Source organism: Pseudarthrobacter sp. PvP004, from assembly GCF_017876035.1.
Classification (GTDB): domain Bacteria; phylum Actinomycetota; class Actinomycetes; order Actinomycetales; family Micrococcaceae; genus Arthrobacter; species Arthrobacter aurescens_A.
In genome coordinates this window covers 860,369-881,168 of record NZ_JAGINL010000001.1, presented here as the reverse complement: position 1 = coordinate 881,168, position 20,800 = coordinate 860,369, and the positions used below count along the sequence as shown (strand labels likewise).

General features: G+C 62.9%; 18 protein-coding genes. 5 read left to right on the top strand and 13 right to left on the bottom strand.

Features of this window, described 5'->3' with window-relative positions; genetic code table 11:
- Window positions 1-39 precede the first annotated feature (39 nt).
- Both J3A64_RS03995 and J3A64_RS03990 read left to right on the top strand, forming a co-directional pair.
- On the top strand, window positions 40-786 hold the full coding sequence (locus J3A64_RS03995) for an IclR family transcriptional regulator (RefSeq protein ID WP_014922136.1): 747 nt from the start codon (window positions 40-42) through the stop codon (window positions 784-786).
- Window positions 787-907: 121 nt separating this feature from the next.
- Window positions 908-1,708, top strand: a complete 801-nt coding sequence (locus J3A64_RS03990) for a MoaF C-terminal domain-containing protein (RefSeq protein ID WP_286176158.1) — start codon at window positions 908-910, stop codon at window positions 1,706-1,708.
- 74 nt (window positions 1,709-1,782) lie between these two features.
- Here the strand turns inward: J3A64_RS03990 and J3A64_RS03985 are convergent, their stop codons facing one another.
- Complete coding sequence (locus J3A64_RS03985) at window positions 1,783-3,258, bottom strand: APC family permease (protein ID WP_210063674.1); 1,476 nt, start codon at window positions 3,256-3,258, stop codon at window positions 1,783-1,785.
- A gap of 234 nt (window positions 3,259-3,492) precedes the next feature.
- On the opposite strand from J3A64_RS03985, the gene J3A64_RS03980 reads away from it, so the two are divergent.
- A complete protein-coding gene (locus J3A64_RS03980) occupies window positions 3,493-4,467 on the top strand; it encodes a helix-turn-helix domain-containing protein (RefSeq protein WP_014922139.1) in 975 nt (324 codons plus the stop codon).
- A gap of 46 nt (window positions 4,468-4,513) precedes the next feature.
- On the opposite strand, the gene J3A64_RS03975 is transcribed toward J3A64_RS03980, so the two are convergent.
- Genes J3A64_RS03975 through J3A64_RS03950 form a run of 6 tightly spaced genes read right to left on the bottom strand, consistent with a single transcriptional unit; the run spans window position 4,514 to window position 11,300 of the window.
- Window positions 4,514-6,124: a sulfatase-like hydrolase/transferase gene (locus tag J3A64_RS03975; RefSeq protein ID WP_210063673.1), complete on the bottom strand. Its 1,611-nt coding sequence runs from the start codon at window positions 6,122-6,124 to the stop codon at window positions 4,514-4,516.
- On the bottom strand, window positions 6,121-6,975 hold the full coding sequence (locus tag J3A64_RS03970; protein ID WP_210063672.1) for an ABC transporter ATP-binding protein: 855 nt from the start codon (window positions 6,973-6,975) through the stop codon (window positions 6,121-6,123). The genes J3A64_RS03975 and J3A64_RS03970 overlap by 4 nt, the downstream gene beginning before the upstream one ends.
- Window positions 6,972-7,751 (bottom strand): ABC transporter permease, encoded by a 780-nt coding sequence (locus J3A64_RS03965; RefSeq protein WP_011775214.1) that lies wholly within the window; start codon window positions 7,749-7,751, stop codon window positions 6,972-6,974. Before J3A64_RS03965 ends, J3A64_RS03970 begins: the two co-directional genes overlap by 4 nt.
- Window positions 7,751-8,524 carry an ABC transporter permease gene (locus J3A64_RS03960; protein ID WP_011775215.1) on the bottom strand — a complete coding sequence of 258 codons (774 nt, stop codon included), beginning with the start codon at window positions 8,522-8,524 and terminating at the stop codon, window positions 7,751-7,753. Before J3A64_RS03960 ends, J3A64_RS03965 begins: the two co-directional genes overlap by 1 nt.
- 26 nt (window positions 8,525-8,550) lie before the next feature.
- Window positions 8,551-9,543, bottom strand: a complete 993-nt coding sequence (locus J3A64_RS03955; RefSeq protein WP_210063671.1) for an ABC transporter substrate-binding protein — start codon at window positions 9,541-9,543, stop codon at window positions 8,551-8,553.
- Window positions 9,544-9,602: 59 nt separating this feature from the next.
- A complete protein-coding gene (locus J3A64_RS03950; protein ID WP_210063670.1) occupies window positions 9,603-11,300 on the bottom strand; it encodes an amidohydrolase in 1,698 nt (565 codons plus the stop codon).
- A 206-nt stretch (window positions 11,301-11,506) separates the two neighbouring features.
- Between J3A64_RS03950 and J3A64_RS03945 the strand changes: the two genes are divergently transcribed.
- Window positions 11,507-12,118: a TetR/AcrR family transcriptional regulator gene (locus J3A64_RS03945; protein ID WP_011775218.1), complete on the top strand. Its 612-nt coding sequence runs from the start codon at window positions 11,507-11,509 to the stop codon at window positions 12,116-12,118.
- Here J3A64_RS03945 and J3A64_RS03940 read toward each other — a convergent pair.
- The 6 genes from J3A64_RS03940 to J3A64_RS03915 all read right to left on the bottom strand — a co-directional run bounded on the left by J3A64_RS03940 (window position 12,109) and on the right by J3A64_RS03915 (window position 19,646).
- On the bottom strand, window positions 12,109-13,488 hold the full coding sequence (locus J3A64_RS03940; protein ID WP_210063669.1) for an MFS transporter: 1,380 nt from the start codon (window positions 13,486-13,488) through the stop codon (window positions 12,109-12,111). The genes J3A64_RS03945 and J3A64_RS03940 overlap by 10 nt on opposite strands.
- 86 nt (window positions 13,489-13,574) lie before the next feature.
- Window positions 13,575-16,589 carry an AAA family ATPase gene (locus tag J3A64_RS03935; RefSeq protein ID WP_210063668.1) on the bottom strand — a complete coding sequence of 1,005 codons (3,015 nt, stop codon included), beginning with the start codon at window positions 16,587-16,589 and terminating at the stop codon, window positions 13,575-13,577.
- On the bottom strand, window positions 16,586-17,776 hold the full coding sequence (locus J3A64_RS03930) for an exonuclease SbcCD subunit D (protein ID WP_210063667.1): 1,191 nt from the start codon (window positions 17,774-17,776) through the stop codon (window positions 16,586-16,588). Before J3A64_RS03930 ends, J3A64_RS03935 begins: the two co-directional genes overlap by 4 nt.
- Window positions 17,777-17,845: 69 nt before the next feature.
- Complete coding sequence (locus J3A64_RS03925) at window positions 17,846-18,781, bottom strand: aquaporin (protein ID WP_011775222.1); 936 nt, start codon at window positions 18,779-18,781, stop codon at window positions 17,846-17,848.
- Between the two features lie 161 nt (window positions 18,782-18,942).
- The gene (locus tag J3A64_RS03920; RefSeq protein ID WP_210063666.1) at window positions 18,943-19,287 is read right to left on the bottom strand and encodes a DUF202 domain-containing protein; all 345 of its coding nucleotides are present in this window, start codon (window positions 19,285-19,287) and stop codon (window positions 18,943-18,945) included.
- 2 nt (window positions 19,288-19,289) lie between these two features.
- Entirely contained in the window at window positions 19,290-19,646 is a 357-nt protein-coding gene (locus J3A64_RS03915) for a YidH family protein (protein ID WP_175538584.1), read from the bottom strand.
- A gap of 81 nt (window positions 19,647-19,727) precedes the next feature.
- Here J3A64_RS03915 and J3A64_RS03910 point away from each other — a divergent pair, with 81 nt between their 5' ends.
- Window positions 19,728-20,798, top strand: a complete 1,071-nt coding sequence (locus J3A64_RS03910) for an ADP-ribosylglycohydrolase family protein (protein WP_210063665.1) — start codon at window positions 19,728-19,730, stop codon at window positions 20,796-20,798.
- Window positions 20,799-20,800 lie beyond the last annotated feature (2 nt).

The following is a 20,800-nucleotide window of genomic DNA, read 5'->3' as shown; positions in this document are numbered from 1 at the left end:
ACCCAAAGCACAGACCCCTGGGCTTTGGGCCACCATAGAATGGTTCGCATGAATCCCCGCAGCGACGTCAAGGGTCCACCGGAAGCAGCAACGCAGGTTCCGCCGTCGCAAACGCTCTCACGCGGTATCCGCGCGTTGGAGATTCTCGCCGCAGCCGAACGCCCCCTCAGCATTGCCGAACTCACCGAGGCCCTGGGCGTCCACCGGTCCGTGGCCTATCGAATCCTGCGGACGCTGGAGGATCACTCGTTGCTGGTGCGCGACGACTCCGGACGCGTTCAACCAGGCCCCGGACTGTCGGTCCTTGCCCGCGGAGTGTCACGAAACCTTCAAACGGCCGCACTGCCCGAGCTCACGCAACTGGCGAACACGCTGCACATGACCGCTTTCGTCGCAGTGTGGGACCACCAGGAATGCGTCAACCTGGTGACCGTTGAACCACGGCACTCCGGGGCCGCCCTCGCCCAACACCCCGGGAACCGCCACCCGATCGCCACCGGCGCCCCGGGGATAGCCATCCAATCAACCATGACGGAAGAACGCTGGCAGCAGGTAGGAGCCGGGAACCCCTACCGGGCCGAAGCCCACGAGGCCCGCCGCCTGGGCTACGCAACCAGCCATGACGAAGTGATCGCCGGGCTCTCCTCCATCGCTGCCCCCATCCGGGTTCCCGGCGGACGGCCGGCAGCGATCGCCGTCGTCTATATCCGCCTGGACCAGGACGCCGACGCCGTGGGCAAGGCGCTGGCCGCCAGCGCAGCCCGGATCGAGAGCCAGCTGGCCTGAGCCCTTCTTCGCAGGTCAAGTGACGTGCCCCACAGCACAAGACGGCAGCCGTGGCAAAGCGAATACTCGAAGAAGGACCGGACACACCGTCCGGCCTTCTTTCGAGCACGAGAAGGAACCCATGAGCCTGAATCTCCTTGATACCTCCAACTGGCTGCCACTGGATGGCCTGGCCCCCGGCTTCGACGCCAACAAGGCCCCCACCGTGCAAGACCTGGCAGGAAAACAGTTCTCCGTCCGCAACGACGGAGGACCCATGACGTTCAGCTTCGACGACGAAGAAGTTCAATGGGCTGCCGCCGGTCATTCAGGAACCGCCCCCTATGAGGCCTTCTTGGTAGCCGAGGGACTGTACTACGCCCAGTGGCAGAGTCAGACGGATCCCGAAATCGCAGTTTCCCTGGTCCTGGACCTGCTGCACGGCAGGGCCCTCTACATTGGCGCGGCGCTCGGCAGGGCATCAGCCTCCAGCGTCGCCGTCCACCACGATTTCCGCCCCGGCACGCTCGATGGTCACCACAGCACGGGGGCGGAAATTTCAGAAAGTCACGCACTTATTGGCCGCCGCGTTGAATGGGTCTACAGCGAATCGCACGCATATGAGCACATCTACCTCAGCCCCACCTGGTACACATGGCAGTGCCTCGCCGGTCCGGAGCGCGGACTGGCGGACACGGACTCGAACACCGTTTTTCAGGTCCGGCCCGGAATCTTCGTGTTCACCTGGCGCGAAAAAGTCATACCGTGCGGCTCAGTCACCATCGCCGACCACCGGGATCCCCACGCCATCAGGTCCCACGGCAGCCTCTTCGGCTGGGACGAGGCAGGCACGGAACCCGTGCACTTCACCTTCGGAGCCCACGGCCGCCTGATCAGCATCAGCCGGCACAGCCCGGAACTTGATCCGGCCAAGGGGATGTAGCCCTAGGGGAAGACAACAAGAAAGCCCCGGTGAGCGTTACGCTCGCCGGGGCTTCCTTTGCTAGTGGCTGGGTATCAGCTTTCAGCCCCATGGCCGATCCGGGCGTACAGTGCCGGCTGCGAGCGCCGCAGACGCAAACCCCAGATGACACCAACCACTCCGGGCAACAGGACCAGCATCGGCAAGACAAAGGTGACAGCCGTCGATTCGGTCTGTCCCAGCAAGACGTTGAAGTTGGCCATGATGAGCACAAAGACGATGGCCAAAAGCACAAAGCCCAGGCCCGGAGCGATCACCCTGACCCACAGGCTTGCCCCATGCTGCTGCCGGCGGAAGAACCCGATCACCGCCACCGATACCACAGTCATCAGCAACACCAGGCCCATGGCCCCGCTGTTGGTCAGCCAGGTGAACATGGTCAGCACGGGGTACAGTTCGCCGAGCTCGGAACCGGATCCCGCAACGGCGAAGGCCAAGGTCACGACGACGGCAATCACCGTCTGCGCCAACGAACCGGCGAAGGGTGCCCCGCTGCCCACCCGGACTTTGGCCAGCGTTGACGGCAGGACGCGCTCGCGGCCGAGAGAGAAGAAGTAGCGGGCTACTGCGTTGTGGAAGCTGACCAGAGCGGCGAAAAGGCTGGTCACAAAGAGGATCTGGGCGATGTCGCTGATCAGCACACCGCCGTGAGTGCCCAGGAAGGCAAAAATCATGTCGGGGCCGCTGGTGGTGGCCGCCTCAATCACAGCGGACGGCCCCGCCCCCACGGTCATGGCCCAGGCAGAGACTGCATAGAAGACTGCAATGATCCCAACGGCAGCGAAGGTGGCCCGGGCTACCGTGCGCTTGGGGTCCTTGGATTCCTCACCATAAATAGCGGCCGATTCGAAGCCCATAAAGGCGGCGATGCCGAACGAGAGAACGGCTCCGATGCCGGGAACGAACAGGCTTTCGGGGCTGAAGGTTGCTGCACTGATGCCCTCCGGAGCTACGGCGAGGCTGATGACGTCATACACGATGACCACCAGGAACTCGAGGGCCACCAGGATGCCGAGCACCTTGGCGGACAGGTCCACCCTGTTCACGCCCAGCCACCCGACGATTGCGATGCACACCAGCACGGGAATCCACCAAGGAACGCTCACACCAAGCCGTGCGGACAGCAGCGAGGAGACGGTGAAGCCAAACAACCCGTAAATGCCCACTTGCATCAGGTTGTAGGCCATGAGGGCAATCAGCGACGCGCCCACGCCTGCCGGCCGTGAGATGCCTTGTGCGATGTACGCGTAGAACGCTCCTGCGTTGGTGACGTAACGGCTCATGGCCGCGTAGCCCACAGCGAACAGCGCCAAAATTGCACCCAGGATCAGAAATGACAGCGGCACGCCGGTGACACCGGTGACCGCAAAAGTGGTGGTGACACCGCCCGCCAGCACGGTCAGCGGCGCCGAGGCCGCGATAATCATGAAGGTTACTGCCGGTACGCCCAGCCGCCTCTTGGTGCCTACGGCTCCGGCCGCCCTGCCCTTGACGGGGTTGTCCACGCTCATAGTGTGCTCCTGCCTCGGTGCCGCGGGAAATTGCGCGGCACGGTGTCTGTCATTCCGCAATCTTCCACCGCAGGGCCGCGGCGTGACTTGTCTCACACGGCAGGGTGTTTGTCGCTGCACGCAAGCACGGACGTTGGCAGGCCCCGGTGTAGAATCGTGGGCAAGCTCACGTCCGCGCCTTTGGCATTCCCGCCCTTGTGGCAGCGGCGCCGGGGGCCATGGAAAAGGAGTTTGATGACCGTCGCGGCTGATACGGGCCCCGCAACCGTGGACACCATCGTGGCGGAGTCGTTCCAAGAGTGGAGCAAGGCGATCTCCAGCTCTTTCGTACCCCTGTTGGCTACGGGCCCAGGCAGTTCATCCTTCCAAGGTGCCACCTTCCACGGCATCATGCGCGCGCGCGTACTGGGGCAGATCTCAGTGGTGGAAATTACGGCCGGGCCCCACACCGTCCTGCGCACACCGGAGCTGATTGCCAAGTCCACGGGGCGCTTCTTCAAGCTCAGCATCCAGCTCGCAGGATCGGGCCGCCTCATTCAGGACGAACGCGAGGCGGTGCTCCGCCCCGGTGATCTTTCCATCTACGACACCTCCCGCCCGTATCAACTCACGTTCGACGACGACTTCCGTACTTTGGTGCTCATGTTCCCGCATGTCTTGTTGGACTTGCCGGCCGAAGCCATGGGACATGTGACCGCTTTGCGGATTCCGGGCGATGAGGGCCTGGGCGAACTCATCAGCCCCTTCCTGGTGAAACTGGCCGACAACCTCGAGGCCCTTTCCGGCACCAATGGGCTGCGGTTGGTCCACAACGCGTTGGACCTGGTCACCACACTTTTCAACGGTGAACTCGATCAATTGATCGAGACAGGCCGGGATCCACATCTATTACTGCTGGGCCGCATCCACGACTACATTGAGGCCAACCTCGGCGATCCCGAACTCTCCCCCGGAACAATAGCCGCTGCACACTACATCTCCACGCGGCATCTGCACGACCTCTTTCAGGAAATCGGGACCACGGTGGCCTCCTCCATTCGTCAACGCCGACTCGAACGGTGCCGGCGGGACCTCAGGGATCCTGTGCTGGCAGATCGACCTGTGACGGCCATCGCGGCGCGGTGGGGGTTCACCGATGCCGCCCATTTCAGCCGTATTTTCCGCGCGGCTTTTGGAAACTCCCCCACCGGCTACCGCAACAGCCACTGACGGCGCGCTGGACCAACAAACCCAGCGGCCGTCATCGAGCTGATGGCTACGCCGCCGCCGTCGGAGCCGTGCCCTGATCCGCAAGGGCTGCCATCTCTTCGAGCATGGTCCGCAACAGCCTGTCTTCCAATCCGGCGTAAGCAGGATCTCCCGCACGGTTGACCAGCTCCCCGGGGTCTTCGCCATGATCGTACAGTTCCGTGATCCCGGTGCCGAAGTAGCGGGTCAGCCTGCCCTCAAAGGTGATGACCGTACGCATACGGACAGGTCCTGGCAGTCCATCCAAGCCAAATGGTTGCTCTTCCTCCACCAGGAGCGAGTCTCGATGATGCTCGGTGTCCCCCTGAAGGAGCGGCACAAGGGAGCGTCCCTGAATTCCCCTATACCCCTTGGAGCCGGCGAGCTCAAGAAGGGTCGGGGCCAGGTCCGCACTGGAAACCAAGGCTTTAGCGCGCCGGGGTGGGGTGCCCGGAAGGTGCACCACCAACGGAACATTGGTCACGGCGCGGTAGTGGACAAAATGCTTGAGCATGAGGCCGTGGTCCCCAAAGAGATCGCCATGATCGCTGGTGAACACCACAATGGTGTCGTCGGCCAGTCCTTGGCGGTCCAGCTCGTCCAGTATCCGACCAATGTGCTCGTCCATCATGGTGATCAGGCCGTACTGGGCGGCCGCCGCGAACCTGTACTGTTCCTCCGTAGCCGCCCATGTCATGGTTGGGTCCATATTCGGCTCACCGCGGTGCTCCATCATGTTCCTGACATGCTCCGGCGAGCCGGAATGGTCCTGCTCGAAGCCCAGCGGGAGCGGCAGATCCTTTGGGTTGTAAAGGTCTGAATAGCCTACCGGTGGCGAGAACGGGTGATGCGGGTCAGGGAAGGACACGAACATGAAGAACGGCTGGTCCTGGCCGGCAGCATCCTTCAAGTGCTCGATCGCCTTCTCGCTCACATAGCTGGTGGGGTGCACATCAGCCGGGATAGCCGTCTGATACACCTGATCCCACCCCCCGTACGTGCTGGACGAATTTCCCGGACCTCCCAGCGTTTCGGGGTCAACGCCGCGTTCCCGGGCCCAGTGCACGTAGTGTCCTCCCGGCCGGTCCCCGTGGCCAATCACGAGGTCCACATGCTGGTAGCCGTAGTAGTCTGCCGGGAGTGGAATGAAACGGGCATCGTGGGCGTCGCGGTTCTCCCATTGATCCCACCCCGGGGAAAGACCCTGACGGCGGGCGTCGCTGATCACGGCGTCCAGCAACAGGGGATCTGTTGCCCGGATCTCCTCGGCCTGGTGCGGCTCGAACTCCCAGCCCATGTTTTGATGGTGCAGCTTTCCCACACCCACCGTCCGGTAACCACCCGCCCCAAGGGATCCGGGAACTGTCCGGGTCAGCGGGTCAAGGGTGATGCCGTTGCAGCGGGTCCCGTGCGCGGAGGGCCACCTACCGGTCATCAGGCTGGCCCGGTTAGGCATGCACGTGGGGTTGGCCACCGTCGCATTCTCGAAAACAACGCTCTTGGCTGCGAGCGCGTCCAGGTTTGGCGTCTTGACAGTGGCGTTGCCGGCAAAACCCAGGTGGTCGGCCCGGAGCTGGTCCGCGATGATGAACAGGACATTGGGCCGGCGGTTGGCGGCTGTCCGTCGCTGCCCCGTCATGCGGGCCTCTTGATGAGCGACAGCACTTCGGTTCGCTGCCGGGCGAACTCCGGCAAGGAGCGAGTAGTGATTTGATCGCGTGGTGCCGGCAATTCCACGTCCACCACCTTGAGGACGCGGGCGGGCCGGGACCCGAGGACCACTACGCGGTCCGCAAGGTAGACAGCCTCGTCGATGTCGTGGGTGACCACCAAAATAGTCATGTTGAAGTCATTCCGGATCTTCAAGCACAGGTCCTCCAGGTCAAACCTGGTCTGTGCGTCTACTGAAGCGAACGGCTCGTCCATGATGAGGATCTCGGGCCGGTACGCCAGCGCCCGGGCGATCGCCACGCGTTGCTGCATGCCGCCGGACAACTGCCACGGATATTGGTTGTCGGCATGGGAAAGTCCGACGGCGGCCAGCGCACTATCGCAGCGCACCTTCAGTTCCGCTGGGGGCAACTTGAGGTGCCGCAAGGGGAGGACCAGGTTCTTCCGCACGGTGAGCCATGGCATGAGCGAGCGGTTGTAGTCCTGGAACACCAGCGCCATCTCCGGTGGCGGACCGCTGATGGTTCGCCCGTCAATTGCTGCACGTCCGCTGCTTGCCGGATGAAGCCCGGCCAGGCATTTCAGGAGTGTCGTCTTTCCAACCCCTGATGGGCCGACGATGCAGACAACCTCGCCGGCATCCACGGTGAAGGTGAGGTCTTCGATGACTGTGCGTGATTTGTCGCCGCTGCCGTAGGTCTTGGCGAGGTGCGCCACGTCCAGCCGCGGTGTGGTCGCACTGATGCGGGTTTCTGGTTGCTGTGCCATGGTGGACTTTCTGTTTCGGGTGGGAAGAACCGGGACCTGCCGGGCGCTCATGCTGCACGCGCCATGCGACGGGATCCGATGTACCAGGACAAAACCTTGCGCTTGAGAAGGCTGAACAGGATGTTGACCAGGAATCCGATGACACCCAGGAGCAGGATGCCGGCCCACATGTCAGCGGTCATGAAGCTCTGTTGTGCCAGCAAGGTCATGGCTCCGATGCCCTGCGAACTGCCGAGCATTTCGCTGGCAATCATCACGATGAAGGCCACTTGAAGGCTCACCTGCAGACCGGAGAAGATCTGGGGCATCGCCGCTGGCAGGAGGACATTGAGCACCCGTTCCTTTCGGCTGAGCCGGTAAACCCTTGCGACGTCCATGAGATCGTTGCTGACACTCCGGATGCCGTCCACTGTGGCGATCATGGTGGGGAACAACGCAGCCAGGGCAATGCTGGTTACGCGCATTTGCGTACCGAAGCCGATGAGGGAGATGAAGATCGGCACTAAGGCCACGGGAGGTATACCGCGCAGGAAGTGGATCAACGGATCGATCATCCACCGGGCCGGAGGGACCAGCGCCGTGACGAACCCGACCCCGATGCCGGCCACCGCTGCGATGGCGAAGCCCAGGAACAGGTTTCCCAAGCTGAGAAGGACATCGGACTGGAAGTGGTCGAACAGCCACAGTTCCTGAAAACGGATGAGGATGGTTTCCAGCGGAGGAAAGAAAGGATCGGCGGAGTTGGCGGATAGGAACCACCATGCCGCAAGCAGCAGCACCGGAGTGCCTGCGCCGATCACCCAGTTTCGTATTGCGACGTTTCTCATCAGGGCACCACTTCCCGGTAGGACTCATGCCAGTGCAGAACCCGGCGCTCGGCCAACCGGGTAGCACCTTGGAACAACAGACCCAGAACACCGAGGACAATTACCAATCCGTAAAGACTGGCGTAGTCACCTGCCGCTTGTGCCTGGTAAATGCTTTGGCCCAGGCCCGGGCCACCGCCGAGGAGGCCTGCCACCACCGTGACCACCAAGGCGGCAGGAGCTGCCACCCGCATAGCCGTACCGATGTAGGGCATGGCACTGGGCAAAACCACCCGTGCCAGAATTTCTCCTTCGCCCATGCCGTAGGAGCGGGCAGTATCGCGTGCCACGGGGTCGGTGCCCTGCACGCCGTCAACGGTTTGCATGATGATGGGGAGCAAGCACCCGAACACCACCAGGAAAAGCGCCATCTCAGCAGTAGGACCAAGCACCAGCACCGCTAGGGGGAGGATAACGATCGGCGGGACTGGTTTCAGGAATTCCAACACGGCCAAGGTGGCGTACCGGACGGATTCGAAGCTGCCTATCAGCAATCCGAGGACTACTCCCGCCAAGGCCGCCAAAGCCAACGCGAGCAATGCGATGCCAATGGTGGCGCCAAGGGCGGACCAGAAAGTGCCTGTACCCAGAATGGTCGCGAGGGTGGTGAACACTGTTGTGGCCAGTGGGAGCGCGTTTCCTGCCACGTTGGCCGTCGCCAGGACCTGCCAGATGACAAGGGCTCCGGCGATGCCCAAGGCGCTGAACGCATAGGGGCGGATGGATGCTTTCATGATGAATCTCCCATGTCGCTTACGGCCTACTTGCCGAAAATTACGTCAGCCGGCAGCTTCACAGGTGCACTCAGGAAGCCGAGCTCAGCGAGGTTTTTGTTGGCGCGTTCGATGTCCTCGAGGCGTACCTCTTCGGGCCAGTAGTTCACGGCACCGGATTTCACGACCTCCAGCGGAGTCTTGGTGATTTCGGCGCTGAGCTGCTGTGCTTCATCGATGTGGCCGTTGGCGTATGCGTTCGCCTTGTAGATGGCCGCCTTGAACCCCTCCAACGCCTTCTCCTTGGACTTCACCGTGTTCGCCCCTGACACCCAGAGGCCAATCGCGCCCTGTTCAAAGAACTCGACGCCGGGCGAGGCCAGAAGCCTGTTGCCTTCTGACGCGGCCTTGGACGTGAATGGGGCAACCAGGGATGCCGCATCGACTCGTCCGGAGTTCAACGATTGGAGTGCCGATGACGGATCGAGGACCATCCAATTCACCTTGGCGGGGTCCCCGCCGTCGTCCTTGACGAGCTTGCTGACTGTAACCTCCAGCTGTGCCTTGCGGGCTGGAACACTGACGCTCTTTCCTTCCAGGTCCTTCGGCCGGTTGATGGTGGACCCCTGCTGCACCAGGAGGCCGGTGTCATCCACGCGGTTGAGGTCCGCCCCCTCACTAGCCCCGTCCTTGTAGCCATCGGCTGCGGCGATGATCTTGAGCGGTACGTTCTGGCTCAATGCATTCAAAAGCGGGATGGAGGGAGTGTAGGTGAGATCAATCTGACCGCTCTGGGCAGCTGCAATACCGGCAGGCGGGTTGGCAATGACAGAAATCTCGACGTTGAGACCCTGTTCCTTGAAATAGCCTTTGTCAGCCGCGAGGCGGATACCGGCGTCCGAACCTATACCGATGGTTCCCACCTTGAGGGTGGTGGTCCCGTCCGCAGCGGGGGCGGTGGCTGGGCCGGAACCGCCACCGCAGGCGGCCAACGTCATGGACAAAACTGCGGCCAGGGCCAAGGGAATGGTGCGTCGCATGGTGCTCCTTGAATCACGAATGGTTGGAAGGGAAATGTTCTGTCTGGTTGATTGGTGGCCTACGCTGATCGGTGGACTACGCGGCCACCGCTCAGGGTGAGCCTGACCTCAGTGTCGAGGAGCTTTTCAATGTCCTCGTCCACCGGCCAAGGGTTGGAGAGCAAGCACAAATCTGCTGTCATCCCGGGTGTCAAAGCACCCTTGAAGTGCTCCGCGTGGTCTTGCCAGGCAGCGTTGGTGGTCATGGCAGCCAACGCCTGCAAGCCAGTAATCCGCTCCGGATCCTGCGGACTGCCTGGCTGGGAACGAGTGGCTCGGCGGACGGCTGCCACCACGGTTCGCCGCCAATCGGTACTGGTGACGGGAGCATCCGAGGCAAGGTTGACACGAACTCCGGCTCCCAGTGCTGACTTCAGGGGCTGGTGCCGGGAGAAACGATCCTCACCGAGGACCTGGCGCATGATGTCACCGGCCTCTTGGCGGATGAGGGGGTTGGTGCTGTAACCAATGCCGTGGGAAGCCATGGAGTGAAGTGTCCCGAGATCATCGAAGGCCCCATGGATGATGTAGTGGCGATTCCCTGATGACATTGAATGCGCCGCGGCTCCGACAGCTGCTGCGATGATCGCTTCAACGGCGGCTGCGGCGGCTGCGTCCCCTGTGGCGTGGACCCCTGCTTGCAACCCGGCGTCGTTGATGAGCCCCAGTATTTTGTGCAGCTCCGCAACCCGCTCGGCGTCAGTGGCCCCCTGGATCACCAGGCTGCCGTGCGTGCATGCCTTGCCATACGGTTCACTCATCCACGAGGTGCCGCTGCGGGGGATACCATCGGCGAAGATTTTGACACCCGCGATCCGCAGCTGCTCAGGATTGATACCGCGGTTCAGGTAGGTAGCGGCAAGTCCGCTGCGCAGGCCTGCCTCAACCGCCCTGGCATTGGCTCCCCCGGTTCCCGCGAAGAGCATCAGGACGTTGATCCTCAGCGTCAGTTGGTTCGCCTCGGCGAGATCGCCCAGCAACTCCAGTGCCGCCGTCGAACCTGCACCATCCATGAGTCCGGCGCTTGCCGGACCCAGGCCAGGATCGGTGAGGGAGGTGATACCGAGTGCATGCAGCTGCTCCTGCAAGGCAAGCAGAGCCGGCCGCAAGGTGGATTCGGGAACCGGCGGCATTGCCCGCGAGAGAAGTTCCATAGCTCCGTCCTGGAGCAGGCCGGATGGGCTGCCGTCGGAAGTCCTCGCCACCACGCCGCCGTGAACATCCGGCGTCGCGGCGTCAACGCCTGCCCTTCTCAGCGCTTCCCGGTTGGCCAGCAACTGGTGCCCTGTACTGTCGAACGCCACTACGGGGGTTTCCGGCCTGACTTCGAGCAGGAATCCTTGGGCCGGGCCCAGCAGGGCTTCGTCCCAGCCATGGGCACGTACCCAGCCGTCCTCACCCGCAGGCGCTGCCTCCAGGACGTCGACGACGGCCGCCCAATCAGGCGCCACGGCCGGATCCAGTCGGGTATAGCCGTAGGCGGCCATGGCCGCGGAGACGAAATGCAGGTGAGCATCGTTGATGCCGGGGATGACCGCCCCGCCGGCGGCGTCGATAACCTGCGTGTCGGGGCCAATCGACGGGCTCACCGCGTGGTGGCCCAGCGCCGCAACGCGGCCGCCCTTGACAGCGACGGCATCGCTCACGTGATGTGGTGCCGCCGGGTCCATGGTGTGGACCGAGGCATTCACGATCACCAGATCAGCGAAATCTTCCATCGGTTCTCCTCAGGTCACAGCATCCAAAATGTGATGCAGACAACGTTCCTGAAAGAAGTATGTCGCTTGACTGGGTCACTTGACTAGGTTTTGACGTAAAATTTCTTTCGGAGGACTTTTCCACCTCCCCGGCACGGCCGAAACGACGCCACGGCGGATAGCGCCTACGATCGATGAGACCGCCTGAAAGAGAAGAAGGTGCATGAATGGCCAGGGTTCCCGCGGAGGAAAGGCGGCTGCAGTTCGTCGAGGCCGCAGCAAGGGTGATCGCCCAGGACGGCCTCGCCTCTGCAACCACACGACGAATCGCCAGTGAAGCCGAAGCCCCGCTTGCGGCACTGCACTACTGTTTCCGGAGCAAGGACGAGCTCCTTGAAGAGGTCTATAACTTCCTCAGCAGGGACTACGCCAAGGCCCTGGAGCCTGTGGCTGATCCTGGAATGGGATTGCGCCACATGGTGGGTGTTCATGCCAGACGCATCTGGAGCCGTATGCTGGAAAACCCCCATGAGCAGGTCACAACTTTCGAACTGCTGCTTCGGCGCTTCCGCGTAGAGGCCGAAGACCAGCCGCAGGCCTTGCTCATGAACCGCTCCATGTACGACGGCTGGGTCAACTCAACGCTGGAGCTGTTCCGTGCAGCCGCGGAAGCCGCCGGCGAACCTGTCCCCGCCAATCTGGAGGACATCACGCGCATGTTCATTTCCGGGATCGACGGCATCAGCATGCAGCATTTGGCCGACCCCGACGACGAACGGTCACTCCGGTTGGTGGAACTCATGGCCTCGTCCCTCGCCGGAGCGCTCCACTACGACTGAGACTGGCGCTTCATCACCAAGGACGTGACTACGCCCAGCAGCAAAAGGCCGGCGGCCGCCGCCATGGAGACGACAAACGCCGCACCCGGGCCTTGCGTTTCAGCCAATTGCCCGGCCAGGTAAGAGCCCAGCGCAGTTCCTGCCACGATTCCGCTGGCGAGGGCTGTCATCACCGTTGCCATGCGCCCTGCCGGTGCTACCACGCCGCCGATGCTGAAAACGGTCACCATCACGGGCCCCACGGGAATGCCCAGTATCAGCAGGACAAAGATCATGGGCCAGATACCCGCCGGGAGAAGCAGCAAGAGCGACAGAACGGACATCGCCAAGGCTGCGGCAACCCAGCGGGAAGCCAAGCTGAACCGTTGCGGCCAGAATGCCACCGAAAGCGCTGCCACGGCTGAGCTGAGGCCCATCACTGCATACAGGAGTCCAGCGATCTCGGCAGTAGCGTACTGGGCGGAAAAGGCACTCAGGGCGTTCTGCGTTGCACCGAAAAAGGTACCCATGCACACCATCGCGACAACCGGCACGGCCACCACGGCTCCGGCCCAACGGCTACGCCGCTGCGGAGCCACCGGAGAGGATTGTTCGCTGTAAGGCCCCTGTCCACTGGGAGTGACGACGCCGGCCCGAGGCTTCCGAGGCGCGGGCACCACCGCATGCTGGCTTGGATGGACCGCAAAGGCAGGAACCAAGGTGATGGTCATGACGGCAGCCAACGCGAGCGGCAACCACGGCGCCACCATGCTGGCCAGAACACCTACCAAGGCAGGGCCCAGAACGAAGGTGATCTCGTCCGCGGTGCCTTCATAAGACAGGGCGGTGTCCAGGTCAGCCCGGTTGGCTGCGACGCTCCTGCCCCCGCTGCCGGCAGAGGAAGATAAATTGCGGGTGGTCAACGCCATCCAGCGGACACGGGCCATGGGACCCACCTGCGGGCAGCTGGCTCCCGCGAGGAAGGCTGCGATGAGGACACCGACTGCATCGCCCACCGAACCGTAGCCGGTGGTGAGGTATGCCGCGGCGAGGAGCCCCGCAACGGCAAGCGTATTCACCACCGCTGCCACGAGGAGGACGATCCGTTGTCCGGCCCGGTCGGCCAATGAGCCGAGCACCGGTGCACCCAACGCCGAGCCAATGCCAACCGCTCCGGCCGCCATACCGCCGATCGCGTAGGAGTTGCTGACGGCGGTGACCAACGTCAGGGTGCCGACCGTCAACATGGCAAGTGGGAGCCGGGCAAAAAGGCCCAAAGGCAGGAAACCAGGTCCCGCTAATTCCGGCAGCCGCGCAAAGCGCCCCGGCAGGCGTGAGGGGCGTGAAGGAGCCGGTGACAAAGGCTGTGAAACTACTGAAGATTTTTCCATTAATCCGGGTTCGCTAAAGTGTGCGCATCGTCCCTCCTCCCGATGCGCGCGACCCGGTGTAACGGGTTAAGTCTATCGGATCCGTCTCAGACCGGACCCGCTTCGGCAATCCGCACGCTTGAACCGTGCCTGCCCTTAACCACCTGCAGCTGATTGGTGATGCGTTGCTTCATCTCCCCCACGTGACTCACAAGGCCAACTACCCTGCCGCCGTCGCGCAATCCCTCCAAGGCATCCATCACTTGTTCCAGGGCCTGGTCATCGAGGCTGCCGAAGCCTTCGTCAACAAACAGGGTCTCGATATCCACGCCGCCGGCCTCCTGCTGGACCACATCGGCGAGGCCAAGAGCCAAGGATAACGACGCCATGAAGGATTCACCGCCCGACAACGTGGACGTGTCCCGCCGCTGCCCCGTCCACTCGTCCACAACTTCAAGCCCAAGCCCGGACTTTGCGCCTCTGGCAGCCTTAGCGTCCGTGTGCTGCAACGTATACCGGCCATCGCTCATGGCTACAAGGCGCTCGGAGGCCGCGGTGGCCACCTGTTCAAGGCGTGCCGCCAAGACGTAGGCGTTCAGGCTCATCCGGTAGCTGTTGTCGCCCGATCCCCTCACGGTATCGGCCAGCTCAGCCAGCATCTGCGCCCGGTTCCGCGGCTCCCTTCCGGCTTGCGCCAAGCTTTGGTACTCCGTCCGAAAACGGGCAACAGCGGCCGCCGATTTTCCAGCAAGCCCGGCCGACAAAGCCTTGGCCCGTGCATCGTCCGCGGCATTCGCAGCATGAAGCTTCGATTCGGCAAGTTCGGCTTCTCCCAAAGGATGTTCTCCAATGCTCGCTTCCTTGGCAGCGAGGACGAGGTCCTCACTGCCAAACAACTCATCCAGACGGGATGACTCAGCATCGAAATCGGCCAGGTCCTTTTCCAGGCCCACAACATCGGCGGGAGAGAGGATCTCCCGGCGGGCGTCGTCGGCCGAGGCGAACCCGGATTTCGACAAAGCTTTGTCAAGGGATGCGGCAGCGTCTTGCCTCGCTTGTTCGGCTCGTTCCAGTTCGCGGTCTGCATCCACAGCTGCCTGCAGGAGGCCGCGTTCAGCCTCGAGTGCTTCCAAACGATCGCGCAAGCTCGAAAAGTCGCCCCTCAAGCCAGCAAGATCCGTTTCGAGGGCAACACATTGCTCTTGGAGTACGTGGACAGCCGCCGACGCCTGCGCCGCTGCTCCCACGGATGCATCGTGCTCTTCCTGCGCGAGTACGATGCGCTTAATGAGGGCCTCGTGCCGGACACGAAGTTTCTCCAATGAGGCTTCCGCCGTACGTGCGGCCAAGGCCGCGGCCTGGGCATCTGCAAGCGTGGACTCTGCGGCGGCAGCATCGGCTGAACCACCCTGTGCCACCAGTCCGGCGAGCACCTGCGCTGCCGAGGAAACTTGCTCGGCGAGGAGCCCCAGGGCTCTTTCGCTCGCCTCAAACCGTTCCCTGGCCTCTTCCTCTTCCTGGGCCAGGGAAAGTGCTGTTCGCACGGCTTGGGCGGGGTTGGGGTGTTCTTCGCTTCCGCAAACAGCACATGGCTTACCGCTCTCCAACGCGGCGGCCAGTTCCCCCGCTGCGTTGGCTAAACGCAGTTCGCGGACGTCAAGCCACTTCTGCCGGAGATCCTGCGATGCGGACCGGGCGTGCAGATGCTTCCCGGTGATCACATCCAATTCGCTGGCAGCAGTTGCGTGGCGGGCCACAATTCCCACCAACTCGGCCGCAGCCGTAGCCTCCCGTTCACGTTCGGCCAGTTGGTCAGCCAAAGGTTCGAGCGGCTGGATCTCCAGCTCCACGGCGGACACTTCTTCGCGCAGCTGGTCCACCACGGTGGCCGCAGCTTCCGCAGCGGATAGATGTTCCGCCAGTTCACCACGCCTGGCCGCCAGGCGGACTGTGATCCCTTCCAAGCGCTGTTCTTCTGGCAGCCTGGCCTCAAGGACTGCGCAACTCGCCTTGACGGTTTCCAGGGCAATGGTGGGCTTTGCTGCATCCAGGCCCGCGGCATCAAGCTTCTCGCGAAGACCGGCAGCCCGCGCAGACGCCGTGTGGAGTTTGCGCGCTGCGGAGTCAACTGCTTCCAGTTGGCCGCTGAGAACAGCGGCGCGTCGGTGCTTCCCCAGCATTTCCTTGTTCTCCAAGGCACGGGGCGCTGCAAGTTCAAGCAGGACCCGCCGCTGCATCGCGGCACCGAGACGCCCATGCCGCTGGGACTTCTCCTGGGCCTCCTGGAAATGCTCCATAAGGCGGGAAGACAGGGATTCTGCCTCGGCGGCCTCGTTCTGCCGCCGCTTCCATTCAGCTTCTACTTCTGCCTCTACCCCGGCAAGCCAGGCCTCAGGCCCCTGTCCTGGTTCCGTCCCTGCGGCCGAAGTGTCAGCGGCGGGAAGGCCCAGCTGGTCCTGTTCCGATGCAACGCGGTCCAGCAGTAGCTTGAGCTCTGACGCGTTCTCCTGCACGGCACGGGCGGCCTCGGCAGCCTGGTGAACGAGCTGGCGTTCAACCGCTTCAAATCGTTGTGTGCCGAACAATTTTTGGAGGAGTTCCAGCCGGTCATTGGCCTTGGACCTCAGGAATGCGGCGAAGTCTCCCTGTGGCAGCATCACTACCCGGGTGAACTGCTCCCGGTCCATTCCGAGGACGTCCGAAAGTTCGGCCCCAACCTCGTCATTCCTGGAAGATTTCTCCTCCCAGCTCCCGGCGACGCGCTCCCTGAGGAGGGTCTTGGCTTGTTGGGTAGTGAATCCATTGCGTCCGCGGGCGCTGGGCCGGTCCCAAGCGGGCGACCGCGTCACTTCAAAACGGCGACCCCGCGCGGAGAACTCACAGACCACGCGAGGCTCCGCACCTGGCGCCGCATGATCGCTTCGTAGCCGTTTCCCTTCCTGGCGGGCGCCGGGAACGGACCCGTACAGGGCGAAGCAGATGGCATCCAGAATGCTGGTCTTTCCGGCCCCTGTGGCGCCGTTGAGGAGGAAAAGTCCTTGGGCGCTCAAATGGTCGAAGTCAATATGCTGGGGCGTTGCAAACGGACCGAAGGCTTCGATGTCCAAACGATGAATTCTCACAGTTCGGCCTCCTGCAGGCGGACAGCTTCAAGGGCTTCGCGCAGTGCAGCTTCTTCTGCATCGCTGGCGTCGCGGTCCCTGACGTGGTCCAGAAAACCACAGCAGACGCCAAGGTCGTCTTCTGCCTCGGCGAGCCGATTGCTGTAGCTGGTTGAGGTCCGCGCCGCAGCACCCTGGGGATCGAAAGAGAGCACCAAAGTGTCAGGGAAACGGGTGCGCACCCTCTCCATGGCCTGTGCCGGCCGTTGCGTATCGGTCAACGTGATCTGGCAGTAAGCATTCTCTGCCCACGCGTGCTCTTCGGCGCCCAGCAGGTCGTCCAGCGTCCCGCGCAAGGTGGCGAGGGCTTTGGGGGCTTCCCACAGAACTTCCTCAACAGCGATCACGCCGCCGGCGTCGAGGTCTACCAGCCAGGCACCCTTGTGGTGCTTGGCTTCCGAGAACGAATAGGCCAAGGGAGAGCCGGAGTACCGGACATGTGGAGCCAGCTCCTGCCGCCCATGGAGGTGACCCAATGCTGTGTAGGCGAAGTCATCAAAGAGATCCAGTGGAACCGCGCCCAAGCCGCCGATGCTCAGATCCCGTTCGCTTTCCGAGGTAATGCCCCCACTGGCAAAGGTATGCGCGAGGACCACCGGATACACGGGTCCTGATGCACGGCGCGCCTCAACATCACGCCGGATCCTTTCCACTGCGGCCAGGGTCACATCAAAATGGTTGGCGTTCTCAGCACCCAACCGTTCAGCCACGAGCCGGGGCTCAAGATAGGGGATTCCGTAGACGGCGACTTGGCCGTTCGGTGTGCTGTTCTTGGCATTCTCATCGCCTCCGAGGGGGAAGAGGACTGGTACATCAATGTCCTCCACCTTGGTCCTCAGGTGCACTCCCCCGCGTTCCAGCAGACGGGATGCAAAGCCCAACCTGATGGCGGAGTCGTGATTGCCGCTGGTCAGGACGACGCCGGCCCCTGCCTGGGTGATGCGCACGAGGGCGTCATCAAGCAGTTTCACCACGTCCAGGCCAGGCAAGGCGCGATCGTAGACATCCCCTGCAATCAGCACGACGTCAACGGACTTGGATTCCACCAGCGACACCAACTGGTCCACGAAGTTGCGTTGGGCATCAAGCATGCCAACGCCGTGGAATGACCGGCCAAGGTGCCAATCAGAAGTGTGAAGTAACCGCATATTCTCAAGTTAACCGGGGGCACCGACAATAAAGCGCAGGCGAGCCGTCCGCCGTCGATACCTTAAGGTTTATTTGCCCTTTTTACCGTCGAAAAAATCACGGGCGTCATCGGTGACCGGCACGGTCGGTACAGCCCGGGAAGGGGCAATGTCAGCTTTTGCAGCGGCTTCTTCCTTGACCTCTGAGTCTTCAGCAGGCTCATCATCAGCATCGAAGGCGTCGTTAATGCCGTCGGTGCCGCCGTGGAAGTGGTCAGTGTCAGCGACGGCGGCCTGTGACAAGCCTTGGAAACCTCGGAAGGCGAGACCGGCAAGTGCGGCACCCATCAGCGGGGCCACCCAGAAGAGCCAAAGGCCCTCAATCGCCCAGGGTGAGCTGAAGAATGCCTGCGCTGTTGCCCGCGCAGGGTTGAAGGGAAGGTTCCCCAGGACCTGTCCGAGTTGCAGCAAAACAGCCATGGCAAGGCCTACGGCGAAGGGAGCCATCGCGGGAAGAGCCCGGCGACCGGCGGTCGCGCCAAGGAACACTGCCACAAGCAGGGCAGACCCCAAGACTTCAACCAGCAGGACTCCTGCCATCTGTGTTTGCGCAGAAGCATGGTCGCCAAAACCCGGCGCAACAACGTCAAACGCGGCGCGGGCATCCGTGAGGACCGGCACGGTGGTTACCACGAAGTACATCAGGGCAGCACCAACCACGCTGCCGATGATTTGCGCCGCCACATATGCAACGGCCGCCACGGCACGGATTCGGCCGGCAATCAGATTGCCCAAGGTGATAGCCGGGTTGAAGTGTCCTCCGGAGACATAACCGAACGCCAGCATTGCCGCTGTCACCGTGAGGCCGGTCGCTAGAGCTGCCGGCAAGGGCGCAGCACCAGGATTTGAAAAAATCCCGACTCCCACTGCCGCGACCACAACGAACATCGATCCCAAAGCTTCAGCCGACAACCGGGCAACAAGTCCCGGCTGGGGTTCGGGTGTGGCCTGTACAGGAGAGGTCATGTCGTGTGAGTCCTTACGGTTGATCCGGGATGCCGGTAGGACCGGCTTCGTCTAGGGGGACGCTGGTGTTTGGCGCTGGTGCTGCGGGGGCATTGAATGCTCAAGGCCATTGAGTATCTTGCCAGCCGAGTCTGGGCGGTTGCTGAATCCCGCCATTGAGCTTATCCGCCCAAGGCGATGGCGGCGATGGCACTGGCCCCGAGACCCATCACTGCCAGCGTGCTGACCAAGACCAGCCTTGCTGATGCCGCCGAGTTTCCGACGTGGAGTTGGCGTGAGCGAACCCACACCACGGAGGCCAGCACGATGGTGGCCGCGGCTGCCACGAGTGCACAGATCCCTTGGTAATCAAGTCCGGGAAGGCCTGCGACAACGTTCCCGTTGGAAGGTTCGGATGTCAGCCAACTCCGCCAGATAAACAGGTCCACCACCACAAGGGAGATCAGAGTCCTGCGCCAGGCCAAAGTGGTGCGCTCGGGCTGCAACCCGGGGTCGCGGACTTCCATACCTACCGCGCCACCAGGATCAGCACCGCAAAGGCGAACGCCGCAACGGCCACCACGATGGTCATGAACAGCATGACCCGGGAAAACGGGAGCGCCTGATCGTTGCGCATCGCGGCTTCCATCTGTCCCCATCGGCGGTAAGAAAGTGCGGCCAGCCCCGCCCCGACCAAGGCAAGCAAGACACAAAGGACCAGCCGGACGGGCGTCGGGGCGATGTTCGGAGCCAGCTGGTCAACGGCAACGGCGCCGGCAAGCAAGGCAAGCGACGTGCGGATCCACGCGAGGAAGGTACGTTCATTGGCAAGGGAAAACCTGTAGTCGGGTGTCTTGCCTGTCCGTCGCCAAGCAGGTTCACGCAAAATGTCTCTCCAAGTTTTGTCAGTGCCGGGCAGCTTCCCCACCATATCAGCGGCGGTTCACGGGCACGGTAAGTTACTGGCATGAGTGTTGAGCGTACGTCCCCCGTTGTTCCTTCCTTCGAGTCCCGCGTCCACGGGTCACTTTTGGGAGGGGCACTGGGTGATTCCCTTGGTTATGCGGTGGAGTTCGACTCCCTTGCCGCAATTCGCGCCCGCTATGGTTCCGCCGGCCTGACGACGTTCGGGCAACTCGACGGCGCCAGCCACTTCTCGGACGACACGCAAATGACGTTGTATACCGTGGACGGCCTTGTGGAAGCCCTCGAATGGGCCAACGACGGCGTTGCGGCGGACGAAATTGCCTGCCTGTGGCTGGCTTACCTGCGCTGGCTCGCCACCCAGGACGTCGCCGTTGCCTCCTCCGCCCCAGTGCCGCAACCGCGGTGGATCGACACCCAGGAGGTCCTGCGTCACCGCCGTGCGCCCGGAAATGCCTGTCTCAGTGGTTTGGCAACGGGCGAGATGGGGACAGTGGCGCGTCCGGTCAATGCCGACTCCAAGGGTTGCGGCACGGTGATGCGTTCGGCCCCGTTCGGACTCATCCCCCACATTTCCCGGGAGGCTGTGTACAAGCTCAGTTCCGACGCCGCGTCGTTGACTCACGGGCACCCTTCCGCGCGGCTCAGCGCCGCAGCCTTCGGCCTCCTGATCCACAACATCGTGGCCGGAAGCGACATCCGCACCGCCGCTACGGAGGCCCTCGCCTACGTCAATGGCGTCCCTACCAAGGCACCGGAGCTGGCGGAGCGGCTGGAAGCGGCCCTCCAGTTGTCGCTGCAGCCAACCCATCTGGACCCCGACGAACTGACCGCAGCGTTGGGCGAGGGATGGATCGCCGAGGAGGCACTCGCCGTCGGGCTTTATGCTGTGTTGGCCACCAGCGGCAGCACGCCGGCAGAACACTTTCGGATCGCAATAGCCGTGGCAATCAATCACAGTGGCGACAGCGACTCCACAGGGTCCATCGCCGGGAACATCCTGGGCGCGTACTACGGCGAAGACTGCCTGCCGGCCGATTGGCTCGAGGCCGTGGAAGCCCCGGAGGTCATCCGCGGCATGGCGGACAGGTTGCTTGCCGTAACCACCGGCTGACT

Coding starts and splice junctions, on each gene's coding strand:
- J3A64_RS03995 (WP_014922136.1), top strand. CDS start 40: ATGGTTCGCATGAATCCCCGCAGCGACGTCAAGGGTCCACCGGAAGCA.
- J3A64_RS03990 (WP_286176158.1), top strand. CDS start 908: ATGAGCCTGAATCTCCTTGATACCTCCAACTGGCTGCCACTGGATGGC.
- J3A64_RS03985 (WP_210063674.1), bottom strand. CDS start 3,258: ATGAGCGTGGACAACCCCGTCAAGGGCAGGGCGGCCGGAGCCGTAGGC.
- J3A64_RS03980 (WP_014922139.1), top strand. CDS start 3,493: ATGACCGTCGCGGCTGATACGGGCCCCGCAACCGTGGACACCATCGTG.
- J3A64_RS03975 (WP_210063673.1), bottom strand. CDS start 6,124: ATGACGGGGCAGCGACGGACAGCCGCCAACCGCCGGCCCAATGTCCTG.
- J3A64_RS03970 (WP_210063672.1), bottom strand. CDS start 6,975: ATGAGCGCCCGGCAGGTCCCGGTTCTTCCCACCCGAAACAGAAAGTCC.
- J3A64_RS03965 (WP_011775214.1), bottom strand. CDS start 7,751: ATGAGAAACGTCGCAATACGAAACTGGGTGATCGGCGCAGGCACTCCG.
- J3A64_RS03960 (WP_011775215.1), bottom strand. CDS start 8,524: ATGAAAGCATCCATCCGCCCCTATGCGTTCAGCGCCTTGGGCATCGCC.
- J3A64_RS03955 (WP_210063671.1), bottom strand. CDS start 9,543: ATGCGACGCACCATTCCCTTGGCCCTGGCCGCAGTTTTGTCCATGACG.
- J3A64_RS03950 (WP_210063670.1), bottom strand. CDS start 11,300: ATGGAAGATTTCGCTGATCTGGTGATCGTGAATGCCTCGGTCCACACC.
- J3A64_RS03945 (WP_011775218.1), top strand. CDS start 11,507: ATGGCCAGGGTTCCCGCGGAGGAAAGGCGGCTGCAGTTCGTCGAGGCC.
- J3A64_RS03940 (WP_210063669.1), bottom strand. CDS start 13,488: ATGGAAAAATCTTCAGTAGTTTCACAGCCTTTGTCACCGGCTCCTTCA.
- J3A64_RS03930 (WP_210063667.1), bottom strand. CDS start 17,776: ATGCGGTTACTTCACACTTCTGATTGGCACCTTGGCCGGTCATTCCAC.
- J3A64_RS03925 (WP_011775222.1), bottom strand. CDS start 18,781: ATGACCTCTCCTGTACAGGCCACACCCGAACCCCAGCCGGGACTTGTT.
- J3A64_RS03920 (WP_210063666.1), bottom strand. CDS start 19,287: ATGGAAGTCCGCGACCCCGGGTTGCAGCCCGAGCGCACCACTTTGGCC.
- J3A64_RS03910 (WP_210063665.1), top strand. CDS start 19,728: ATGAGTGTTGAGCGTACGTCCCCCGTTGTTCCTTCCTTCGAGTCCCGC.